General features: G+C 66.3%; 19 protein-coding genes, 2 tRNA genes and 2 pseudogenes. 13 read left to right on the top strand and 10 right to left on the bottom strand.

Annotated features, from left to right (window positions below; all coding sequences use genetic code 11):
• Nucleotides 1-139: pseudogene (locus ACM0PY_RS12090) on the top strand (NADP-dependent oxidoreductase); the annotation flags it as partial.
• Nucleotides 140-218: 79 nt separating this feature from the next.
• On the opposite strand, the gene ACM0PY_RS12085 reads toward ACM0PY_RS12090, so the two are convergent.
• A complete protein-coding gene (locus ACM0PY_RS12085; RefSeq protein WP_495493259.1) occupies nt 219-494 on the bottom strand; it encodes a methylated-DNA--[protein]-cysteine S-methyltransferase in 276 nt (91 codons plus the stop codon).
• On the opposite strand from ACM0PY_RS12085, the pseudogene ACM0PY_RS12080 reads away from it, so the two are divergent.
• A pseudogene (locus ACM0PY_RS12080) lies at nt 432-824 on the top strand (methylated-DNA--[protein]-cysteine S-methyltransferase); the annotation flags it as partial. The gene ACM0PY_RS12085 and the pseudogene ACM0PY_RS12080 overlap by 63 nt on opposite strands.
• 79 nt (nt 825-903) lie before the next feature.
• On the opposite strand, the gene curA reads toward ACM0PY_RS12080, so the two are convergent.
• Nucleotides 904-1,929 (bottom strand): NADPH-dependent curcumin/dihydrocurcumin reductase, encoded by a 1,026-nt coding sequence (curA, locus tag ACM0PY_RS12075; protein ID WP_111202250.1) that lies wholly within the window; start codon nt 1,927-1,929, stop codon nt 904-906.
• A gap of 364 nt (nt 1,930-2,293) precedes the next feature.
• On the opposite strand from curA, the gene ACM0PY_RS12070 reads away from it, so the two are divergent.
• From ACM0PY_RS12070 to dxs, 7 genes are all read left to right on the top strand, one after another.
• Nucleotides 2,294-2,369: transfer RNA gene (locus ACM0PY_RS12070), tRNA-Phe, on the top strand.
• Nucleotides 2,370-2,440: 71 nt separating this feature from the next.
• Nucleotides 2,441-2,516, top strand: a tRNA-Phe gene (locus ACM0PY_RS12065).
• A 159-nt stretch (nt 2,517-2,675) separates the two neighbouring features.
• Entirely contained in the window at nt 2,676-3,227 is a 552-nt protein-coding gene (locus ACM0PY_RS12060; RefSeq protein ID WP_005417806.1) for a lipocalin family protein, read from the top strand.
• Nucleotides 3,228-3,369: 142 nt separating this feature from the next.
• The gene (locus tag ACM0PY_RS12055; protein WP_111202251.1) at nt 3,370-3,846 is read left to right on the top strand and encodes an LEA/WHy family protein; all 477 of its coding nucleotides are present in this window, start codon (nt 3,370-3,372) and stop codon (nt 3,844-3,846) included.
• A 64-nt stretch (nt 3,847-3,910) separates the two neighbouring features.
• Nucleotides 3,911-5,701, top strand: a complete 1,791-nt coding sequence (locus ACM0PY_RS12050; protein ID WP_180884610.1) for an acyl-CoA dehydrogenase C-terminal domain-containing protein — start codon at nt 3,911-3,913, stop codon at nt 5,699-5,701.
• 390 nt (nt 5,702-6,091) lie between these two features.
• Nucleotides 6,092-6,757: an HNH endonuclease gene (locus tag ACM0PY_RS12045; RefSeq protein WP_032954353.1), complete on the top strand. Its 666-nt coding sequence runs from the start codon at nt 6,092-6,094 to the stop codon at nt 6,755-6,757.
• Between the two features lie 105 nt (nt 6,758-6,862).
• Nucleotides 6,863-8,770: a 1-deoxy-D-xylulose-5-phosphate synthase gene (gene dxs / locus ACM0PY_RS12040; protein ID WP_134971690.1), complete on the top strand. Its 1,908-nt coding sequence runs from the start codon at nt 6,863-6,865 to the stop codon at nt 8,768-8,770.
• Between the two features lie 119 nt (nt 8,771-8,889).
• Here the strand turns inward: dxs and ACM0PY_RS12035 are convergent, their stop codons facing one another.
• The 3 genes from ACM0PY_RS12035 to ACM0PY_RS12025 all read right to left on the bottom strand — a co-directional run bounded on the left by ACM0PY_RS12035 (nt 8,890) and on the right by ACM0PY_RS12025 (nt 10,164).
• Complete coding sequence (locus ACM0PY_RS12035; protein ID WP_005417823.1) at nt 8,890-9,093, bottom strand: hypothetical protein; 204 nt, start codon at nt 9,091-9,093, stop codon at nt 8,890-8,892.
• 174 nt (nt 9,094-9,267) lie between these two features.
• A complete protein-coding gene (locus ACM0PY_RS12030) occupies nt 9,268-9,825 on the bottom strand; it encodes a DUF3011 domain-containing protein (RefSeq protein ID WP_005417825.1) in 558 nt (185 codons plus the stop codon).
• Between the two features lie 132 nt (nt 9,826-9,957).
• Nucleotides 9,958-10,164, bottom strand: a complete 207-nt coding sequence (locus tag ACM0PY_RS12025; protein ID WP_072169134.1) for a hypothetical protein — start codon at nt 10,162-10,164, stop codon at nt 9,958-9,960.
• 401 nt (nt 10,165-10,565) lie between these two features.
• On the opposite strand from ACM0PY_RS12025, the gene ACM0PY_RS12020 reads away from it, so the two are divergent.
• Genes ACM0PY_RS12020 through ACM0PY_RS12010 form a run of 3 tightly spaced genes read left to right on the top strand, consistent with a single transcriptional unit; the run spans nt 10,566 to nt 11,462 of the window.
• Nucleotides 10,566-10,850: a hypothetical protein gene (locus ACM0PY_RS12020; RefSeq protein ID WP_053499224.1), complete on the top strand. Its 285-nt coding sequence runs from the start codon at nt 10,566-10,568 to the stop codon at nt 10,848-10,850.
• Nucleotides 10,851-10,862: 12 nt separating this feature from the next.
• Nucleotides 10,863-11,096, top strand: coding sequence for a DUF1653 domain-containing protein (locus ACM0PY_RS12015; protein ID WP_180884609.1), 234 nt, complete (start codon nt 10,863-10,865; stop codon nt 11,094-11,096).
• A 33-nt stretch (nt 11,097-11,129) separates the two neighbouring features.
• Complete coding sequence (locus ACM0PY_RS12010; protein WP_053499229.1) at nt 11,130-11,462, top strand: SMR family transporter; 333 nt, start codon at nt 11,130-11,132, stop codon at nt 11,460-11,462.
• A gap of 22 nt (nt 11,463-11,484) precedes the next feature.
• On the opposite strand, the gene ACM0PY_RS12005 is transcribed toward ACM0PY_RS12010, so the two are convergent.
• The 5 genes from ACM0PY_RS12005 to ACM0PY_RS11985 form a co-directional block, all read right to left on the bottom strand.
• On the bottom strand, nt 11,485-11,658 hold the full coding sequence (locus tag ACM0PY_RS12005) for a DUF1328 domain-containing protein (RefSeq protein WP_005417836.1): 174 nt from the start codon (nt 11,656-11,658) through the stop codon (nt 11,485-11,487).
• Nucleotides 11,659-11,752: 94 nt separating this feature from the next.
• On the bottom strand, nt 11,753-12,394 hold the full coding sequence (locus tag ACM0PY_RS12000) for a LysE family translocator (protein ID WP_134971694.1): 642 nt from the start codon (nt 12,392-12,394) through the stop codon (nt 11,753-11,755).
• Between the two features lie 98 nt (nt 12,395-12,492).
• A complete protein-coding gene (locus ACM0PY_RS11995; RefSeq protein WP_134971696.1) occupies nt 12,493-13,101 on the bottom strand; it encodes an ATP-dependent Clp protease proteolytic subunit in 609 nt (202 codons plus the stop codon).
• 37 nt (nt 13,102-13,138) lie between these two features.
• Nucleotides 13,139-13,489 (bottom strand): SRPBCC family protein, encoded by a 351-nt coding sequence (locus ACM0PY_RS11990; RefSeq protein ID WP_134971698.1) that lies wholly within the window; start codon nt 13,487-13,489, stop codon nt 13,139-13,141.
• On the bottom strand, nt 13,489-13,800 hold the full coding sequence (locus tag ACM0PY_RS11985; protein ID WP_072169128.1) for an ArsR/SmtB family transcription factor: 312 nt from the start codon (nt 13,798-13,800) through the stop codon (nt 13,489-13,491). Before ACM0PY_RS11985 ends, ACM0PY_RS11990 begins: the two co-directional genes overlap by 1 nt.
• Nucleotides 13,801-13,886: 86 nt before the next feature.
• Between ACM0PY_RS11985 and ACM0PY_RS11980 the strand changes: the two genes are divergently transcribed.
• Nucleotides 13,887-14,579 carry an aspartate/glutamate racemase family protein gene (locus ACM0PY_RS11980; RefSeq protein ID WP_180884607.1) on the top strand — a complete coding sequence of 231 codons (693 nt, stop codon included), beginning with the start codon at nt 13,887-13,889 and terminating at the stop codon, nt 14,577-14,579.

Genomic DNA, 14,579 nt, shown 5'->3' with positions numbered 1-14,579 from the left:
CGAGATGGCGCAGTGGCTGCGTGAGGGCCGCATCCAGTACCGCGAGGATGTAGTGGAAGGGCTGGAAAATGCACCGGAGGCGTTCTTCGGGCTGCTGCAGGGGCACAACTTCGGCAAGCTGGTGGTGAAGCTGGACTGAGGGCTTGGCCGATGCCGGCCAAGGTTGGCGGCTACCGGAGGTTGGGTGCGCCGACAAGGTCGGCGGCTTGCGGGTCGCGTCAGCCGTTGGCGACCTTTTCCCGGCGCAGCAGTTCGCGCTTGCGTGCCACGCCCCAGGCATAGCCGGACAGGTCGCCGTCGCGGCGCACCACCCGGTGGCAGGGCACCGCCACGGCCAGCGGATTGCTGGCGCAGGCGCGTGCCACCGCGCGGCTCGATCGCGGCGCGCCGATACGCGCGGCGATTTCGGCATATGAGGCCGTCTGTCCGCGCGGAATCTGCAGCAGCGCTTCCGCCAGGCCGAACTGGTCGGGGCCGACAGCGGCTATGAGCAACTGGTGGCACAGGTGGTGGGCCTGGTCGAGGATCCCTCGCGAGGCGCCACGTTGCCGCTGGACATCCGCGGCACGGCTTTCCAGCAACGTGTATGGCAGGCGCTGCAGCAGATTCCGCGCGGACAGACGGCCTCATATGCCGAAATCGCCGCGCGTATCGGCGCGCCGCGATCGAGCCGCGCGGTGGCACGCGCCTGCGCCAGCAATCCGCTGGCCGTGGCGGTGCCCTGCCACCGGGTGGTGCGCCGCGACGGCGACCTGTCCGGCTATGCCTGGGGCGTGGCACGCAAGCGCGAACTGCTGCGCCGGGAAAAGGTCGCCAACGGCTGACGCGACCCGCAAGCCGCCGACCTTGTCGGCGCACCCAACCTCCGGTAGCCGCCAACCTTGGCCGGCATCGGCCAAGCCCTCAGTCCAGCTTCACCACCAGCTTGCCGAAGTTGTGCCCCTGCAGCAGCCCGAAGAACGCCTCCGGTGCATTTTCCAGCCCTTCCACTACATCCTCGCGGTACTGGATGCGGCCCTCACGCAGCCACTGCGCCATCTCGCGCTCGAAGTCCGGCCACAGGTGCTTGAAGTCGTGCACGATGAAACCGCGCACGGTCAGGCGCTGGCGCAGGATCTGGCTGAACAGCACCGGCAGGCGGTCCGGGCCAGGCTGCGCAACACCACGATTGTTGTAGGTGGCGATGGTGCCGCACACCGGAATGCGGGCGAAGTCGTTGAGCAACGGCAGCACCGCATCCAGCACATGGCCCCCGACGTTCTCGAAGTACACGTCGATACCCGCAGGTACCGCCGTGCGCAGCTGCTCGGCAAAATCAGCCGCGCGATGATCCAGCGCCACGTCCACGCCCAGCGTCTGCAGATAGGCACGCTTGGCCTCGCCACCGGCGATAGCCACTACGCGCGCGCCCTGCAGCTTGGCCAACTGCGCCACGGTCGCGCCGACCGGCCCCGTTGCGGCGGCCACCACCAGCGTCTCTCCCGGCTGCAGGCGGGCGATTTCATGAAGGCTGGAATAGGCGGTGAAGCCCGGCATGCCATACACCCCCAGCGCCGTACTCAACGGCAGCCCGGCCGGGTCCAGGCGGCGGCCCAGCGCCTTGGCCGGCAGCACGGCGTGGGTCTGCCACCCGCCCGGCGCCAGCACCCGTTCGCCCACTGCGACACCCTCGGCCCTGGACTGCATCACCTCGGCCACGGTCTGGCCTTCCATCACAGCCCCCACTGCCACCGGCGCGGCATACGACGGTCCCTCATCCATGCGTCCACGCATGTACGGGTCCAGTGAGAGGTAGCGATTGCGCAGCAGCACCTCGCCGTCGCCCAAGGGCGGCAGCGCGGCCTGCTCCAGGCGGAAATTGGCTGCGGTGGGCGCCCCCTGCGGACGCGACGCCAGCACGATGCGGGTGGTGGTCGATGAGTCGGACATGACGACGGTCTCTGCTGTTGCCAGCATCAGGAAAGGAACGCCGACACTACGCCGCAGCGTTCCCCCATGGCGGTCACGAAAACAGCGTTCCATGTCCGGTATTGGTGCCGTCCACGCGCAGGCCGCGCCACGCCGCGTTTGTCGATCACCGTGGCCCGCTGAATTCCGCCGCACGCGATGATCACCGCGCCGCCGCACCCGGTTGAATCGGCATCCAGCGCGCCCCCGCTCCGCGACGGCGGATCAAGTACTTGCGCCTGCGCAGACGGCAATGTGAAGGTTTTTTGCCAAAATGCTTGCCGTAGGCGGCTGACCTCCGTAATATGCGCGTCCTTGGCAGCGACCTCGCTGCAATGAACTACGTGGCCGAGTAGCTCAGTTGGTAGAGCAGGGGATTGAAAATCCCCGTGTCGGCGGTTCGATTCCGTCCTCGGCCACCACGTTCGACAGCCTGCAGAAATGCAGGTCTTTTTTTCGGGAATCGCAGTTGATCGTGATTGCCACACAGTTTGGCCGAGTAGCTCAGTTGGTAGAGCAGGGGATTGAAAATCCCCGTGTCGGCGGTTCGATTCCGTCTTCGGCCACCATCTTTCGAGACCTGCAGAGATGCAGGTCTTTTTTTGTCCGTGCTTCGCGCACTGCACGAGTGGCGGATGCGGCGCCTGCGCACACGCCCGGTTGACGAAACATTTACACCGGCATGCGCGGCGGCACCTACGCTCCAGACTCCTGCCTGGAGCCTGACGATGCCTCTGCGCCCCGCCCTGTTCGCCTGCCTGCTGCTGGCCGCTTTCCCGGTGATCGCCACTGAACCTGTGCGCGCGGTCGAGCGCCTGGACATCGATCGCTACGCCGGCCAGTGGCACGAGATTGCGCATCTTCCGGTCTCGTTCCAGAAGCAGTGCGTGGGCGAGATCACCGCCAACTACGGACTGCGCAGCGATGGCCGCATCAGTGTCACCAACGCCTGCCGCAACGGCGACGGTGAGCGCGTGGTCGCCGAAGGCGTGGCTCGCGCGGTGGCCGGCCATCCCGGCCAGTTGCAGGTGCGCTTCGCGCCGGACTGGCTGAGCTGGGTCCCGCTGGTCTGGGCCGACTACTGGGTGCTGGCGCTGGATCCGGACTATCAGTGGGCGCTGGTCGGTGAACCGGACCGAAAGTACCTGTGGATCCTCTCGCGCCTGCCGGAAATGGATCGCGCACGCTTCGAAGCGCTGAAAGAAAAAGCCGAGGCCATGGGCTACGACCTGCGCCCGCTGCGCCTGATGGCCCCGCTTCGCGATACGCCCGCCGATTGAACCGCGTCGCAACCGCGGCGCCGCGCACGCCCGGCCACCATCTTCACGCGCTACCCTCTGCGACGGGTCGCCACAGGCGATCCAAACGACCATACGCCGTAGTATGCTTATTCAAACGCACCCCTCCAGAGGACTTGCGCCCATGCTCCACCGTTTCCGTATCGCCTTGATTGTCCTGTGCACCCTCGCCCTTGTTGCCTGCAACAACGGCATCGTCAAGCGTGTTTCGGAACCGGCGGCCAGCCTGCAGCAGCTGACCGTGCGTGCCGACGGCAACTGGACCGTGGCCCTGCGCCTGCAGAACTTCAGCTCGATGCCGATGACCTTCGATGACGTCTCGCTGGCGCTGACCGTCGGCGACAACGAAGCCGGCACCCTGCAGGCCAAGCCCGGCATCTCCATCGGCGGCACCTCCGCCGACGTCATCAATGTCGACCTCGTGCCCAGCTCGGCCGCGCGCCTGGTGGTGGCCGATGCGCTGGCCAGCAACCGCACCCTGGCCTATGGCCTGAAGGGAACGGTGGCGGCCACGCCGCAGGAGAAGAAGCAGCGCAGCTTCGACATCAACAGCCGCAGCACCCTCAACCAGGCCCCCGGCCTGCCCGGCGTGCTGCGCTGAACCCGCCTTTCGTGGCGGCGCCCGGCGCCGCTCTCCCCTGCCCTGATCAAATCGAGACGTACCGATGAGCAGCTACACCGCCCCGCTTTCCGACCTCCGTTTCGCGCTGCACGACGTGCTCAAGGTCGAACCCCTGTTCGCCCGCCTGGGCTTCACCGACGCCACCGCCGACGTGGTCGATGCCGTGCTGGAGGAAGCCGGCCGCTTCAGCGCCACCGTGCTGGCCCCGCTCAACAGCGTCGGCGACGAGATCGGCTGCGTGCTCGACCAGGCCACCGGTGAAGTGACCACCCCGCCCGGCTTCAAGCAGGCCTACGACCAGTTCGTCGATGGCGGCTGGACCGGCCTGACCGCCTCGCCGGAGCTGGGCGGCCAGGGCCTGCCGCACACCCTGGGCGTGCCGCTGAACGAAATGATCAACGCCGCCAACCTGGCGTGGGGCAACTTCCCGCTGCTCTCGCACGGCGCGATCGAAGCATTGAAGCAGCACGGCGAGGCCTGGCAACACGAGGCTTTCCTCAAGCCGCTGATCGAGGGCCGCTGGACCGGCACCATGTGCCTGACCGAACCGCACTGCGGTACCGACCTCGGCCTGCTCAAGACCAAGGCCGAGCCGAACGCCGATGGGAGCTATTCGATCACCGGCACCAAGATCTTCATCACCGCCGGCGAGCATGACCTGACCGGGAACATCGTGCACCTGGTGCTGGCCAAGCTGCCCGACGCTCCCCCGGGTGCCAAGGGCATCTCGCTGTTCGTCACCCCGAAGTTCAAGGTCGACCGCGACGGCAACGTCGGCGAGCGCAACGCACTGCGCTGCGGCTCGATCGAGCACAAGATGGGCATCAAGGGGTCGGTCACCTGCGTGATGAACTTCGATGGCGCGCAGGGCTACCTGGTCGGCCAGCCGCACAAGGGCCTGCAGGCGATGTTCACCATGATGAACACCGCGCGCCTGGGGGTCGGCCTGCAGGGCATCGGCCTGTCCGAGCGCGCCTACCAGAACGCGCTGAAGTACAGCCGTGAGCGCCTGCAGTCGCGCGCCCTGAGTGGTGCCAGGTTCCCTGACAAGCCGGCCGACCCGATCCTGGTCCACCCGGATGTGCGTCGCATGCTGCTGACGGTGAAGTCGCTGGTCGAAGGCAGCCGCCTGCTGGCGCTGCACGCCGCCACCCTGATCGACGTCGCCCACCATGCCGAAGATGCGGCCGAGCGCGAGCGCGCCGACACCCTGGTGAGCTTCCTGACCCCGATCTCCAAGGCCTGCCAGACCGAATGGGGCATCGAGAACACCTACAACGCCCTGCAGTGCTTCGGTGGCCACGGCTACATCCGCGAACACGGCATGGAACAGCTGGCCCGCGATGCCCGAATCACCACGCTGTATGAAGGCACCACCGGCATCCAGGCGCTGGACCTGATCGGCCGCAAGACCGCGTCCAGCCAGGGCGCCGGCCTGAAGCTGATGCTGGCCGAGATCGAAGCCTTCGCCAAGCAACACGAGGGCAACGAAGCGCTGACCGAGTTCATTGGCCCGCTGCGCGCCAAGGCCGCCGAATGGGGCAAGCTGACGATGGACGTGCTGCAGCGCGCGGCCGCCAATCCGGACGAACTGGGCGCGGCCAGCTACGACTACCTGTTCTATTCGGGTTACGTGGTGCTGGCCTACTGGTGGGCCCGCAGCGTGGCCGCCGCCGATGCCAGCGCGCACGGCGCCGCCTTCGCCCAGGGCAAGCGCGAGACCGCGCGGTTCTACTTCGCCCGTGTGCTGCCGCGCACGCTCAGCCACGCCGCTGCGATCCAGTCCGGCGCCGCCCCGCTGATGGCGATGGACGACGAGCGCTTCGGCGTCTGAGCCGGGCTGCCGCCCGGCACCGGTAGTGCGGGCCGCTGGCCGGCAACCGCAACAGCAACAGCTGCATCCCGGTGGATGGCGGGGCGGTGTGGGCTGGCAGGACACGCCGTAAACCCATCCATGGGGGCTCGATGGCGCCATCCATGGCGCCAACGGTCCTGCCACCCCACACCGCCCCGCCTCTGACAGTTCCCCGCGAACTGCGTAGATCCACGGCATGCGTGGATGCCCCCCCCGAAATCCATCTGGAGAAGAGCCCCCTTTTGTTAAAGGGGGCGCGCCAAAGGCGCGGGGATTAGGAGGAATGCGCGGACCTGAATCTTGCGATTTGGGTTTCGCCCTCCGGGCGATACCCAAATCGCAATGATTCAGGTATAAGCTGTTCTCCCGATGGAGACAGACACTACACGCTTGGGTCTGATCGAAGCCGGAGCTCCGTTTTCTGCTCCGGGCGCCGAAGCATCGCCCAACGCCACGACGCTGCATCGCCCCGGTTCGGTCCGGCTGCTCTCGCTTGATGCTCACGGACGCGTACTGGACTGGATCACCTGGCAGGATGCGGCCTGCCTCTACGCCCGCGAGGCAGTGGCCTGGACGCTCGGCGATCCCTGCCTGCACATCCACGGTGGCACCAACCGCTTCAGCGGCCTGCAGAGCGGCATGGACCTGCACCCGATCATCGCTGCCCGCGGCCACGCCCGCTCCCGCGCGATCGACCCGACGCCGAACCTGACCAACCAGGCCCTGTTCGCCCGCGACGCCCATCTGTGCATGTACTGCGGCCAGCAGTTCACCCGCCCGACGCTCACCCGCGACCATGTCATGCCGCTGTCCAAAGGTGGCCTGGACTGCTGGGAAAACGTGGTCACCGCGTGCTTCCACTGCAATTCGCGCAAGAGCGACCGCACCCCGCAGCAGGCCGGCATGCCCCTGCTGGCAGTGCCCTACCGGCCCAGCTGGATCGAGCACCTGATCCTGTCCAACCGCAACATCCTGGCCGACCAGATGGCCTTCCTGAAGGCGCAGTTACCCAAGCGCTCGAAACTCAGCACCTGAACGCCCGAACATGCAACCCTCACCGTCCTGTCACGGACGGCGGCGTTTGCTTGCCCCACCCCCGTTTGAGGGCGAAAATGGGCGTTCAGAAAAAGTGCGAACATGATGATCGACTCTGCCCGCTATCCCCGCCTCGCGCGCATCCAGACACCGGATGACCTGCGCACGTTCGACGAATCCGAATTGAGGGCGGTCGCCGACGAACTGCGCGCCTACCTCATCGAATCGGTGGGCAAGAGCGGAGGTCACTTCGCCGCCGGCCTGGGCGTCATCGAGCTCACCGTGGCCCTGCACTACCTGTACCAGACCCCGGTCGACCAGCTGGTGTGGGACGTCGGCCATCAGACCTACCCGCACAAGATCCTGACCGGCCGCCGCGACGAGATCCATACCGTCAAGCAGAAGGACGGTGTCGCGCCGTTCCCGAAGCGCGAGGAAAGCGAGTACGACACCTTCGGCGTCGGCCACTCCTCCACCTCGATCTCGGCCGCGCTCGGCATGGCCATCGCCCGCCAGTCCGAAGGCGACGACCGCAAGGTCGTGGCAGTGATCGGTGACGGCGCGATGACTGCCGGCATGGCGTTCGAGGCGCTGATGCACGCCGGTGGCATGGAGCCGGAGCCGAACCTGCTGGTGATCCTCAACGACAACAACATGTCGATCTCCGAGGCAGTGGGCGGCCTGACCAAGATGCTGGGCCGAGCGACCGGCAGCCGTACGCTCAACGCGCTGCGCGAAGGTGGCAAGAAGATCCTCGGTGACAAGAAGAACAACCCGGCGCGTTTCGTGAAGCGCTGGGAAGAACACTGGAAGGGCATGTTCGTGCCCTCCACGATGTTCGAGGAAATGGGCTTCCACTACACCGGCCCGATCGACGGCCACGACATGCCGGCGCTGTTGTCCACCCTGAAGACGCTGCGCGCCTCCAAGGGCCCGAAGCTGCTGCATGTGATGACCACCAAGGGCAAGGGCTACGAGCCGGCAGAAGGCGATCAGATCGGTTACCACGCCGTGGGCCCGTTCGATCCGGACAAGGGCCTGGTGGCCAAGGGCGGGGCCAAGAAGCCGACCTATACTGATGTATTCAGCGACTGGCTGTGCGATGCCGCCGCCGCCGAGCCGCGCCTCTACGGCATCACTCCGGCGATGCGCGAAGGCTCTGGCCTGGTGCGCTTCAGCAAGGAATATCCGCAGCGCTATTTCGACGTGGCGATCGCCGAGCAGCACGCGGTCACCCTCGCCGCCGGCATGGCCACCCAGGGTGGCAAGCCGGTGGTGGCGATCTACTCCACTTTCCTGCAGCGTGCGTACGACCAGCTGGTGCACGACGTGGCGATCCAGGATCTGGACGTGCTGTTTGCGATCGACCGCGCTGGCGTGGTCGGTCCGGACGGCGCGACCCACGCCGGCAACCTCGACCTCAGCTTCCTGCGCTGCGTGCCGAACATGGTGGTGATGGCACCCTCCAATGAAGCCGAGTGCCGGCAGATGCTCAGCACCGGCCTGCAGCACCCGGGTCCGGCTGCCGTGCGCTACCCGCGCGGTACGGGTACCGGCGTTGCGGCCGGCACCGACCTGTCGACCCTGCCGATCGGCAAGGGCGAGCTGCGCCTGCAGGGCAACCGCATCGCCCTGCTTGCCTTCGGCAGCACCGTGCCCGCCGCCGAGCAGGTCGGCCGCGAACTGGGCCTGAGCGTGGTCAACATGCGCTTCATCAAGCCACTGGATCGCGAGCTGGTGCTGGCCATGGCCGCCCAGCACGAGGGCCTGGTCACGATCGAAGACAACGTCGTGGCCGGTGGTGCCGGTTCCGGTGTCGGTGAACTGCTCAATGCCGAAGGCGTGCTGCGTCCGATCCTGCACCTGGGCCTGCCCGACAGCTACCAGCACCACGCCAGCCGCGAGGACCTGCTGGCCGAAGCCGGTATCGATGCGGCCGGCATCCGCGCCGCCGTGCTCAAGCGTTGGCCGCAGCTGGCCGCAGGCAGCCCGCCGCTGAGTGCCGCAGGCTGAGGCCGATCAGGAATCCACGCATCACGGGAAGGTGCAGTCGAAGGCTCGCACCTTCCACGGTGGAAGCAGGTGGTTCCACGCCATGCGTGGATGGCCGAACCCCGGCAGGCGCCCCACGCTCAACCGTAACTGACCGCTTCCACGAACGCCCCGCTGGCCTCCACGCGCACGGCGGCGCGCTGCCCGGTGTCGACGAAGTGCAGGCGGGCCAGGGTCTCGGCAAAGTCATAGGCTCGTGCGCCATCACGGAACTCGATCGGCTCCGGCCTATCCGGGTGCAGCACGCGCCACTGGCGCTGTTCGCATTGCAGGCGGATCAACATGCAGCTCACTCCTTGAGGCAGCGTATCGACAGCGGCGCGATGCTGATGCCGGCTACGGCAATCGACATCACCGGGTATCAGGGCACGCAGGGCGCCCTGATCACAGACGATACGTCGTTCAAAATGTGAGCTGTATCAGATTATTCTGATTTTCACGGGTTGATCCCGTAAAGCTCAGTTCACCTGGAACTGCGCCCTGCAGCCATCGCTCACCCAGATGCCGCGGCGATCCCAGCCCCAGCTCTGACCTTCGATGCAGGCACTGCGCGAGTCCTGGCGGATCAGGCGCACGCCCCGGCGGATGCGGGCATCGCAATACTCCTGCCGGTGGCCATTGGAATGGCAGGTGACCACATCGCCACCACCCCATCCATTGCCGTTGCCCCAGCCGCCGCCATTGCCGCCCCAGCCGCCGCCGCGGCGGTATTCACCGACGAATTCGGCACGGCACCCCTGTGTGACCCAGACGCCGTTGCGCGACTGGCCCCAGGTCTCACCTTCCACACAGGGCGAACCGGACAATTGGCGGATCAACCGCGCGCGGCCATCCAGGCGGCACTCATTGCTGCGGTTCTTGACCGACTCGCAGCGCACGATGCCACTGCCATCGCGGCCGCCGTAGCGGTCGTCGTCGTAGCCGTAGCCATAGCTCTGCGCCTGGGCGCCGCCGGCGGCCGCCAGCATCGGCAACAGGGTGCAGGCCAGGGTGCGCCAGGTGAGTGCCTTGCCCATCGAGATCTCCAGATGAATACGATGGCGCAAGCATCCGGGATTCACGGCCCGGCGCACAGAGGGAGGCGCGATGGCAGTTGTTCCCCCATTCAAACAACTCAACCGTGGCTGACTGCACTAAGGGGGCTGGCGTCACTCTCCAACGTAAAGCGCGTCTACCGTGTTGCCAAGCGCCTCGACCCGCACCGTGCTGCGCTGGCCGGTGCGGCGGTGATGCTCCAGGGCCAGCGCGGCGGCGGCATCAAAGGCGTCGGCGCCCCGCGCGTAACCCGTGGTGTCGCTCAGCTGAGGATGCAGTACGGACCAGCGCTGGGCATTGCATTGGACGGTGATGACCATCGGAGTCTCCTGCGGATGAAAGGGTGCAGTGGCAGGCAGTTGGCCGCTTGCCGTTACACCATCAGGCTAGCGACCGCCTCCGGGATGGCCTATCAGATTTGTACGAAAATGCCGCGCCCTCGCGTCGGATCTTGGCTTTCCTCACATCCCTGAGTCCGTTTAGCCCGTTCATTCCGTGATCCTTGTCACGGAGTCAGGCTGGCTTCACACTACCGTCATCAACAGGGGCCCCTTCCACATGCGCACCTTCTTCTCGCACCAGCGTTCGACGTTGCTGAAGTTCTATTTCGTGGCCAGCTATCTGATCCTGATCGAAGAGTTGATCCGCGCCGCCGTGCATTGAGCGCTTGCTGACGGGCTATTTGCGACAGAAAATGTCGCTTTACGCACGGAGCTCGCGCATGAAGGTGCTTCTTCTGATCCCGGCCCTGCTGGCTCTGGCCGCCTGTGCCAGCCAGGACACGGCGACCGCGCGCGCTGATGCCGCTGAGGCGTCGCCAGCGACGCCGGTGGTCGGGGGCGATCGTGATGCGCACGGCTGTATCGGCTCTGCCGGCTATCAGTGGTGCGAACACAGCCAGCGCTGCGAGCGCCCCTGGGAACTGGCGCAGGCGCAGGGCCTGGCCAACACGGCCGAGGCCATCGACGCGTACTGCGCCAAGCCCGCCAGCCCGGCGCGCAAGTGAGCACGCCCTGCCATGGCTGAGCTGACTCCCCTGCCCGATCTCGCCCGTGGCCGGTATCGCCACTTCAAGGGCGGCGAGTACGAGGTGCTCGACATCGTCCGCAGCAGCGAGACGTTGGAACCGATGGTGCTTTATCGCGCACGCTATGGCGAAGGCGGCCTGTGGGTACGCCCCTACCCGATGTTCATCGAGCAGGTTCCGGGCGAACACGGCCCGCAGGCGCGCTTCGCTCGCATCGACGATTGATCCGGTGCGACCCGCAGTGACCCGGAGCCCGCGATGAACCCCTATATCTACCTGGCCGCCGCCATCGTGCTGGAAGTGATCGCCACGTCACTGCTGAAAGCCTCGGACGGCATGAGCCGGCTGTGGCCGACAGTGGGCGCGCTGGTTGGCTATGGGCTGTGCTTCTACCTGCTGTCGGTCACCATGAAGTCGGTGCCGACCGGCATCGCCTATGCAATCTGGTCCGGCGTCGGCATTGTGCTGATCTCGCTGATCGGCCTGGTGGTGTTCAAGCAGCGGCTGGATGCACCGGCATTGATCGGGATCGGCCTGATCTGCGCCGGCGTACTGGTGATCAATCTGTTCTCGCGCAGCAGCGCGCACTGAAGACGCTGCTGCGCGACTGGCGCTAGCTGACCTTCTTCGCCACGCTCATGCCGATCAGGAACAGGACAACGGCGATGATGATGCCTGCCCAGAACAGGAACTTGGCGATGCCCACGGCGGCGCCAGCGATGCCGCCGAAGCCCAGCACGCCCGCGATGATGCCGATGATGGCGAAGATGATGGCCCACTTGATCATGTCGATCCTTTCCCTGCAGGGAATGCAAACGGTGCGATCAGGCTAGGCCGCCACCGATGCGGCGCTCGTGAACGGGCCGCGTGTGCGGCGTGAATCAACGCGGCCGGAAGCGCAACAACGCCACTGCGAAAGCCAGGAACACGCTTCCCACCAGCCGCTCGAACCAGCGCCGTGCGAATGGCTTTGCAAGCCAACGGCGCAGGCCGTGGCCACCGGCTGCGTACATCACGTACCAGAACAGTTCGCAGGCCGCGAAGGTTGCCACCAGCACGCTGTACTGCACGGCCTGGCTGCGCGACGGGTCCACGAACTGTGGCAGGAACGCTGCGGCGAACAGCAGTAGTTTGGGATTGCTCAGGCCAACCCACAGGCCGCCGCGGAACACCGTTCCTGCGCCATGTACCGGCGCCAGCAGCGGCTCGGCGTCGCCGCGCACCGTGGAGGCGGGCCGGCAACTGTCACGCCAGGCCTTGATGCCGAGCCAGGCCAGGTAGGCCACACCGAGATAGCGCAGCACTTCGAACAGCATCGGCGAGGAATGCAGCAGCGCACTCAGGCCCGCTGCGGAAGCCGCCAGCACCAGCAGCATCGCCAGCAGGCAGCCGGCCATGGCCGGCACACTGCCACGGAACCCCAGCCCGACGCTGCGGCCAAGGATGTGCAGCATGTTGGGCCCGGGCGTCCCGCACAGCACGAAGACCGTGGCCAGGAACCACCACCAGGTATGCAGGGCCATATCAGGCGTCCACTTCAGAACATCCATCCAGCATAGAGTGCGCCGGCCTGGCACGGCACACACAGTGCAGCATGGATGCGGTGGTTACAGAAACAGGCTCAGGCCGCGGGCGCGTCGCGCCGTACCAGTACCTGGTCGATCAGGCCCCATTCGCATGCCTGCTCGGCGCTCATGAACCGATCGCGGTCCAGGGTCTGTTCGACCTCCTCGAAACTGCGTCCGCAATGCCGCGCATACAGCTGGGTGATGCGATGCTTGGTGCGCTGCATCTCCTCGGCGTGGATGAAGATGTCCGAAGCCTGGCCCTGCACCCCGCCCAGCGGCTGGTGCACATGCAGGCTGGCATTGGCCAGCGCCGCGCGGTGACCCGGCTCGCCGGCCATCAGCAGGAACGAACCCATCGACCGCGCGGTGCCCATGCACAGCGTATGCACCGGGGCCGAGATATATTGCATCGTGTCGTACATCGCCAAGCCGCTGGAGATCACCCCGCCCGGCGAGTTGATGTACAGATGGATCGGCTTCTCCGGATTTTCAGATTCAAGGAACAGCAGTTGCGCGCAGACCAGCGCCGATACGGTGTCATCGACTTCGCCGTTGAGAAAGATGATGCGCTCGCGCAGGAGCCGCGAGTAGATGTCATAGGAGCGCTCACCGCGCTCGCTGCGTTCCACCACCATCGGTACCAGCTGCATTCTGTCCCGCATGTGCCTGCTCCCTGTAGCGTTCGATCCAGGCGCCGGCTCACGCCGCGCGCATCACCGTGCGATGGTCATCGTTGGACGCCGGCGGTATCAGCGCGCGCCGGTCGGTGAGCCGATGCACGATGGTCAGCACCGTTCCCCCATCCTCATCACCGCGCAGCCGGAAACACACCAGGCTGTGCAGATGTGGGGGCTGTGCATCTCGCAAGCGGAACCCCAGCTCCCGCCCCTCCTCGCACAGGCAGGGCTGTGGATCGGCAAGATCGGCGGCAGGCAACCAGCGCTCACGCAGTGCCGGATCGAACAGTGCGCGCCAGACCCGTTCCGGTGGCGCAGGCAACCGCTGCTCCATCACCAGCGCGGGAGCCGCTTCCTCCAGAACATCGTCCATCAGTCCATCTCCTCCAGCAGGTTCTGCAGTGCGGACATCCGCGCCGGCCAGTAGGCCCGGTAACGCTGCAGCCAGCGACCGATGTGGGCCAGCCCGCGCGGATCGACTTCATAGTGGACGAAACGTCCCTGACGCTGCTCACGCACCAGCCCTGCATCGCGCAGCACTGCCAGGTGCTGGGACATCGCAGACTGGCTGATCGCAATGCCCTCGCGTAGCGCGCTGGCATGTTGCCCGCCATCGGCCAGCTTTTCGAAGATATGGCGGCGGGTGGGGTCGGCCAGCGCCTTGAACAGGGCGTTCTCGATCATAGCCTATACATTAGCGATCACTAATGTGTCGTGCAAGTCCCGCATCGGTTGTGCTGCAATGACGGCTTCCTGGCATGGAGCTGAGCATGAAGACCCTTGGCCTGATCGGCGGCATGAGCTGGGAAAGCTCCGCGCAGTACTACCGTCTCATCAACGAGGCGGTGCGGAACCGCCTCGGTGGCGCCCATTCGGCGCAACTGCTGCTGTGGTCGGTGGATTTCGCCGGCATCAAGCAGTTGCAGCACGACGGTCGGTGGGATGTGCTGGGCAACCACATGCTCGATGCCGCACGGCGACTGCAGGCCGGTGGCGCCGAGCTGCTGGTGATCTGCACCAACACCATGCGCATGCTGGCCGGCCGGATCGAAGCCGAATGCCCGCTGCCCCTGCTGCATATCGCCGACCCGACCGCCACGGCGATCCTGCAGGCAGGCATCCGCAAGGTCGGACTGCTCGGCACCGCCTTCACCATGGAGCAGGCGTTCTACCGCGACCGGCTGCAGGACCGCTTCGGGCTGCAGGTACTGGTTCCGGAGGCTGATGATCGCCGCTGCGTGCACGACATCATCTACCAGGAGCTGATCGCCGGCGTGGCCAGCGAGCACTCGCGGCAGGTGTACGCCGGCGTGATTGCGCGGCTGGTCGCGCGCGGCGCCGAAGCGATCATCCTCGGCTGTACCGAGATCATGCTGCTGGTGCGCCCCGAAGACAGTGCGGTGCCGTTGTTCGACACCACCACCCTGCACGCGCTTGCGGCGGTGGACGCTGCGCTGGCCTGA

It is taken from the genome of Stenotrophomonas sp. BR163 (assembly GCF_047520985.2).
GTDB lineage: Bacteria > Pseudomonadota > Gammaproteobacteria > Xanthomonadales > Xanthomonadaceae > Stenotrophomonas > Stenotrophomonas sepilia.
This window is presented reverse-complemented; position numbering and strand designations above follow the sequence as displayed.

Coding starts and splice junctions, on each gene's coding strand:
- curA (WP_111202250.1), bottom strand. CDS start 1,929: ATGTCCGACTCATCGACCACCACCCGCATCGTGCTGGCGTCGCGTCCG.
- dxs (WP_134971690.1), top strand. CDS start 6,863: ATGATCGACTCTGCCCGCTATCCCCGCCTCGCGCGCATCCAGACACCG.
- ACM0PY_RS12005 (WP_005417836.1), bottom strand. CDS start 11,658: ATGATCAAGTGGGCCATCATCTTCGCCATCATCGGCATCATCGCGGGC.
- ACM0PY_RS12055 (WP_111202251.1), top strand. CDS start 3,370: ATGCTCCACCGTTTCCGTATCGCCTTGATTGTCCTGTGCACCCTCGCC.
- ACM0PY_RS12035 (WP_005417823.1), bottom strand. CDS start 9,093: ATGTTGATCCGCCTGCAATGCGAACAGCGCCAGTGGCGCGTGCTGCAC.
- ACM0PY_RS11985 (WP_072169128.1), bottom strand. CDS start 13,800: ATGATCGAGAACGCCCTGTTCAAGGCGCTGGCCGACCCCACCCGCCGC.
- ACM0PY_RS11995 (WP_134971696.1), bottom strand. CDS start 13,101: ATGCGGGACAGAATGCAGCTGGTACCGATGGTGGTGGAACGCAGCGAG.
- ACM0PY_RS11980 (WP_180884607.1), top strand. CDS start 13,887: ATGAAGACCCTTGGCCTGATCGGCGGCATGAGCTGGGAAAGCTCCGCG.
- ACM0PY_RS12010 (WP_053499229.1), top strand. CDS start 11,130: ATGAACCCCTATATCTACCTGGCCGCCGCCATCGTGCTGGAAGTGATC.
- ACM0PY_RS12020 (WP_053499224.1), top strand. CDS start 10,566: ATGAAGGTGCTTCTTCTGATCCCGGCCCTGCTGGCTCTGGCCGCCTGT.
- ACM0PY_RS12000 (WP_134971694.1), bottom strand. CDS start 12,394: ATGGCCCTGCATACCTGGTGGTGGTTCCTGGCCACGGTCTTCGTGCTG.
- ACM0PY_RS12050 (WP_180884610.1), top strand. CDS start 3,911: ATGAGCAGCTACACCGCCCCGCTTTCCGACCTCCGTTTCGCGCTGCAC.
- ACM0PY_RS12030 (WP_005417825.1), bottom strand. CDS start 9,825: ATGGGCAAGGCACTCACCTGGCGCACCCTGGCCTGCACCCTGTTGCCG.
- ACM0PY_RS12060 (WP_005417806.1), top strand. CDS start 2,676: ATGCCTCTGCGCCCCGCCCTGTTCGCCTGCCTGCTGCTGGCCGCTTTC.
- ACM0PY_RS12045 (WP_032954353.1), top strand. CDS start 6,092: ATGGAGACAGACACTACACGCTTGGGTCTGATCGAAGCCGGAGCTCCG.
- ACM0PY_RS11990 (WP_134971698.1), bottom strand. CDS start 13,489: ATGGACGATGTTCTGGAGGAAGCGGCTCCCGCGCTGGTGATGGAGCAG.
- ACM0PY_RS12015 (WP_180884609.1), top strand. CDS start 10,863: ATGGCTGAGCTGACTCCCCTGCCCGATCTCGCCCGTGGCCGGTATCGC.
- ACM0PY_RS12025 (WP_072169134.1), bottom strand. CDS start 10,164: ATGGTCATCACCGTCCAATGCAATGCCCAGCGCTGGTCCGTACTGCAT.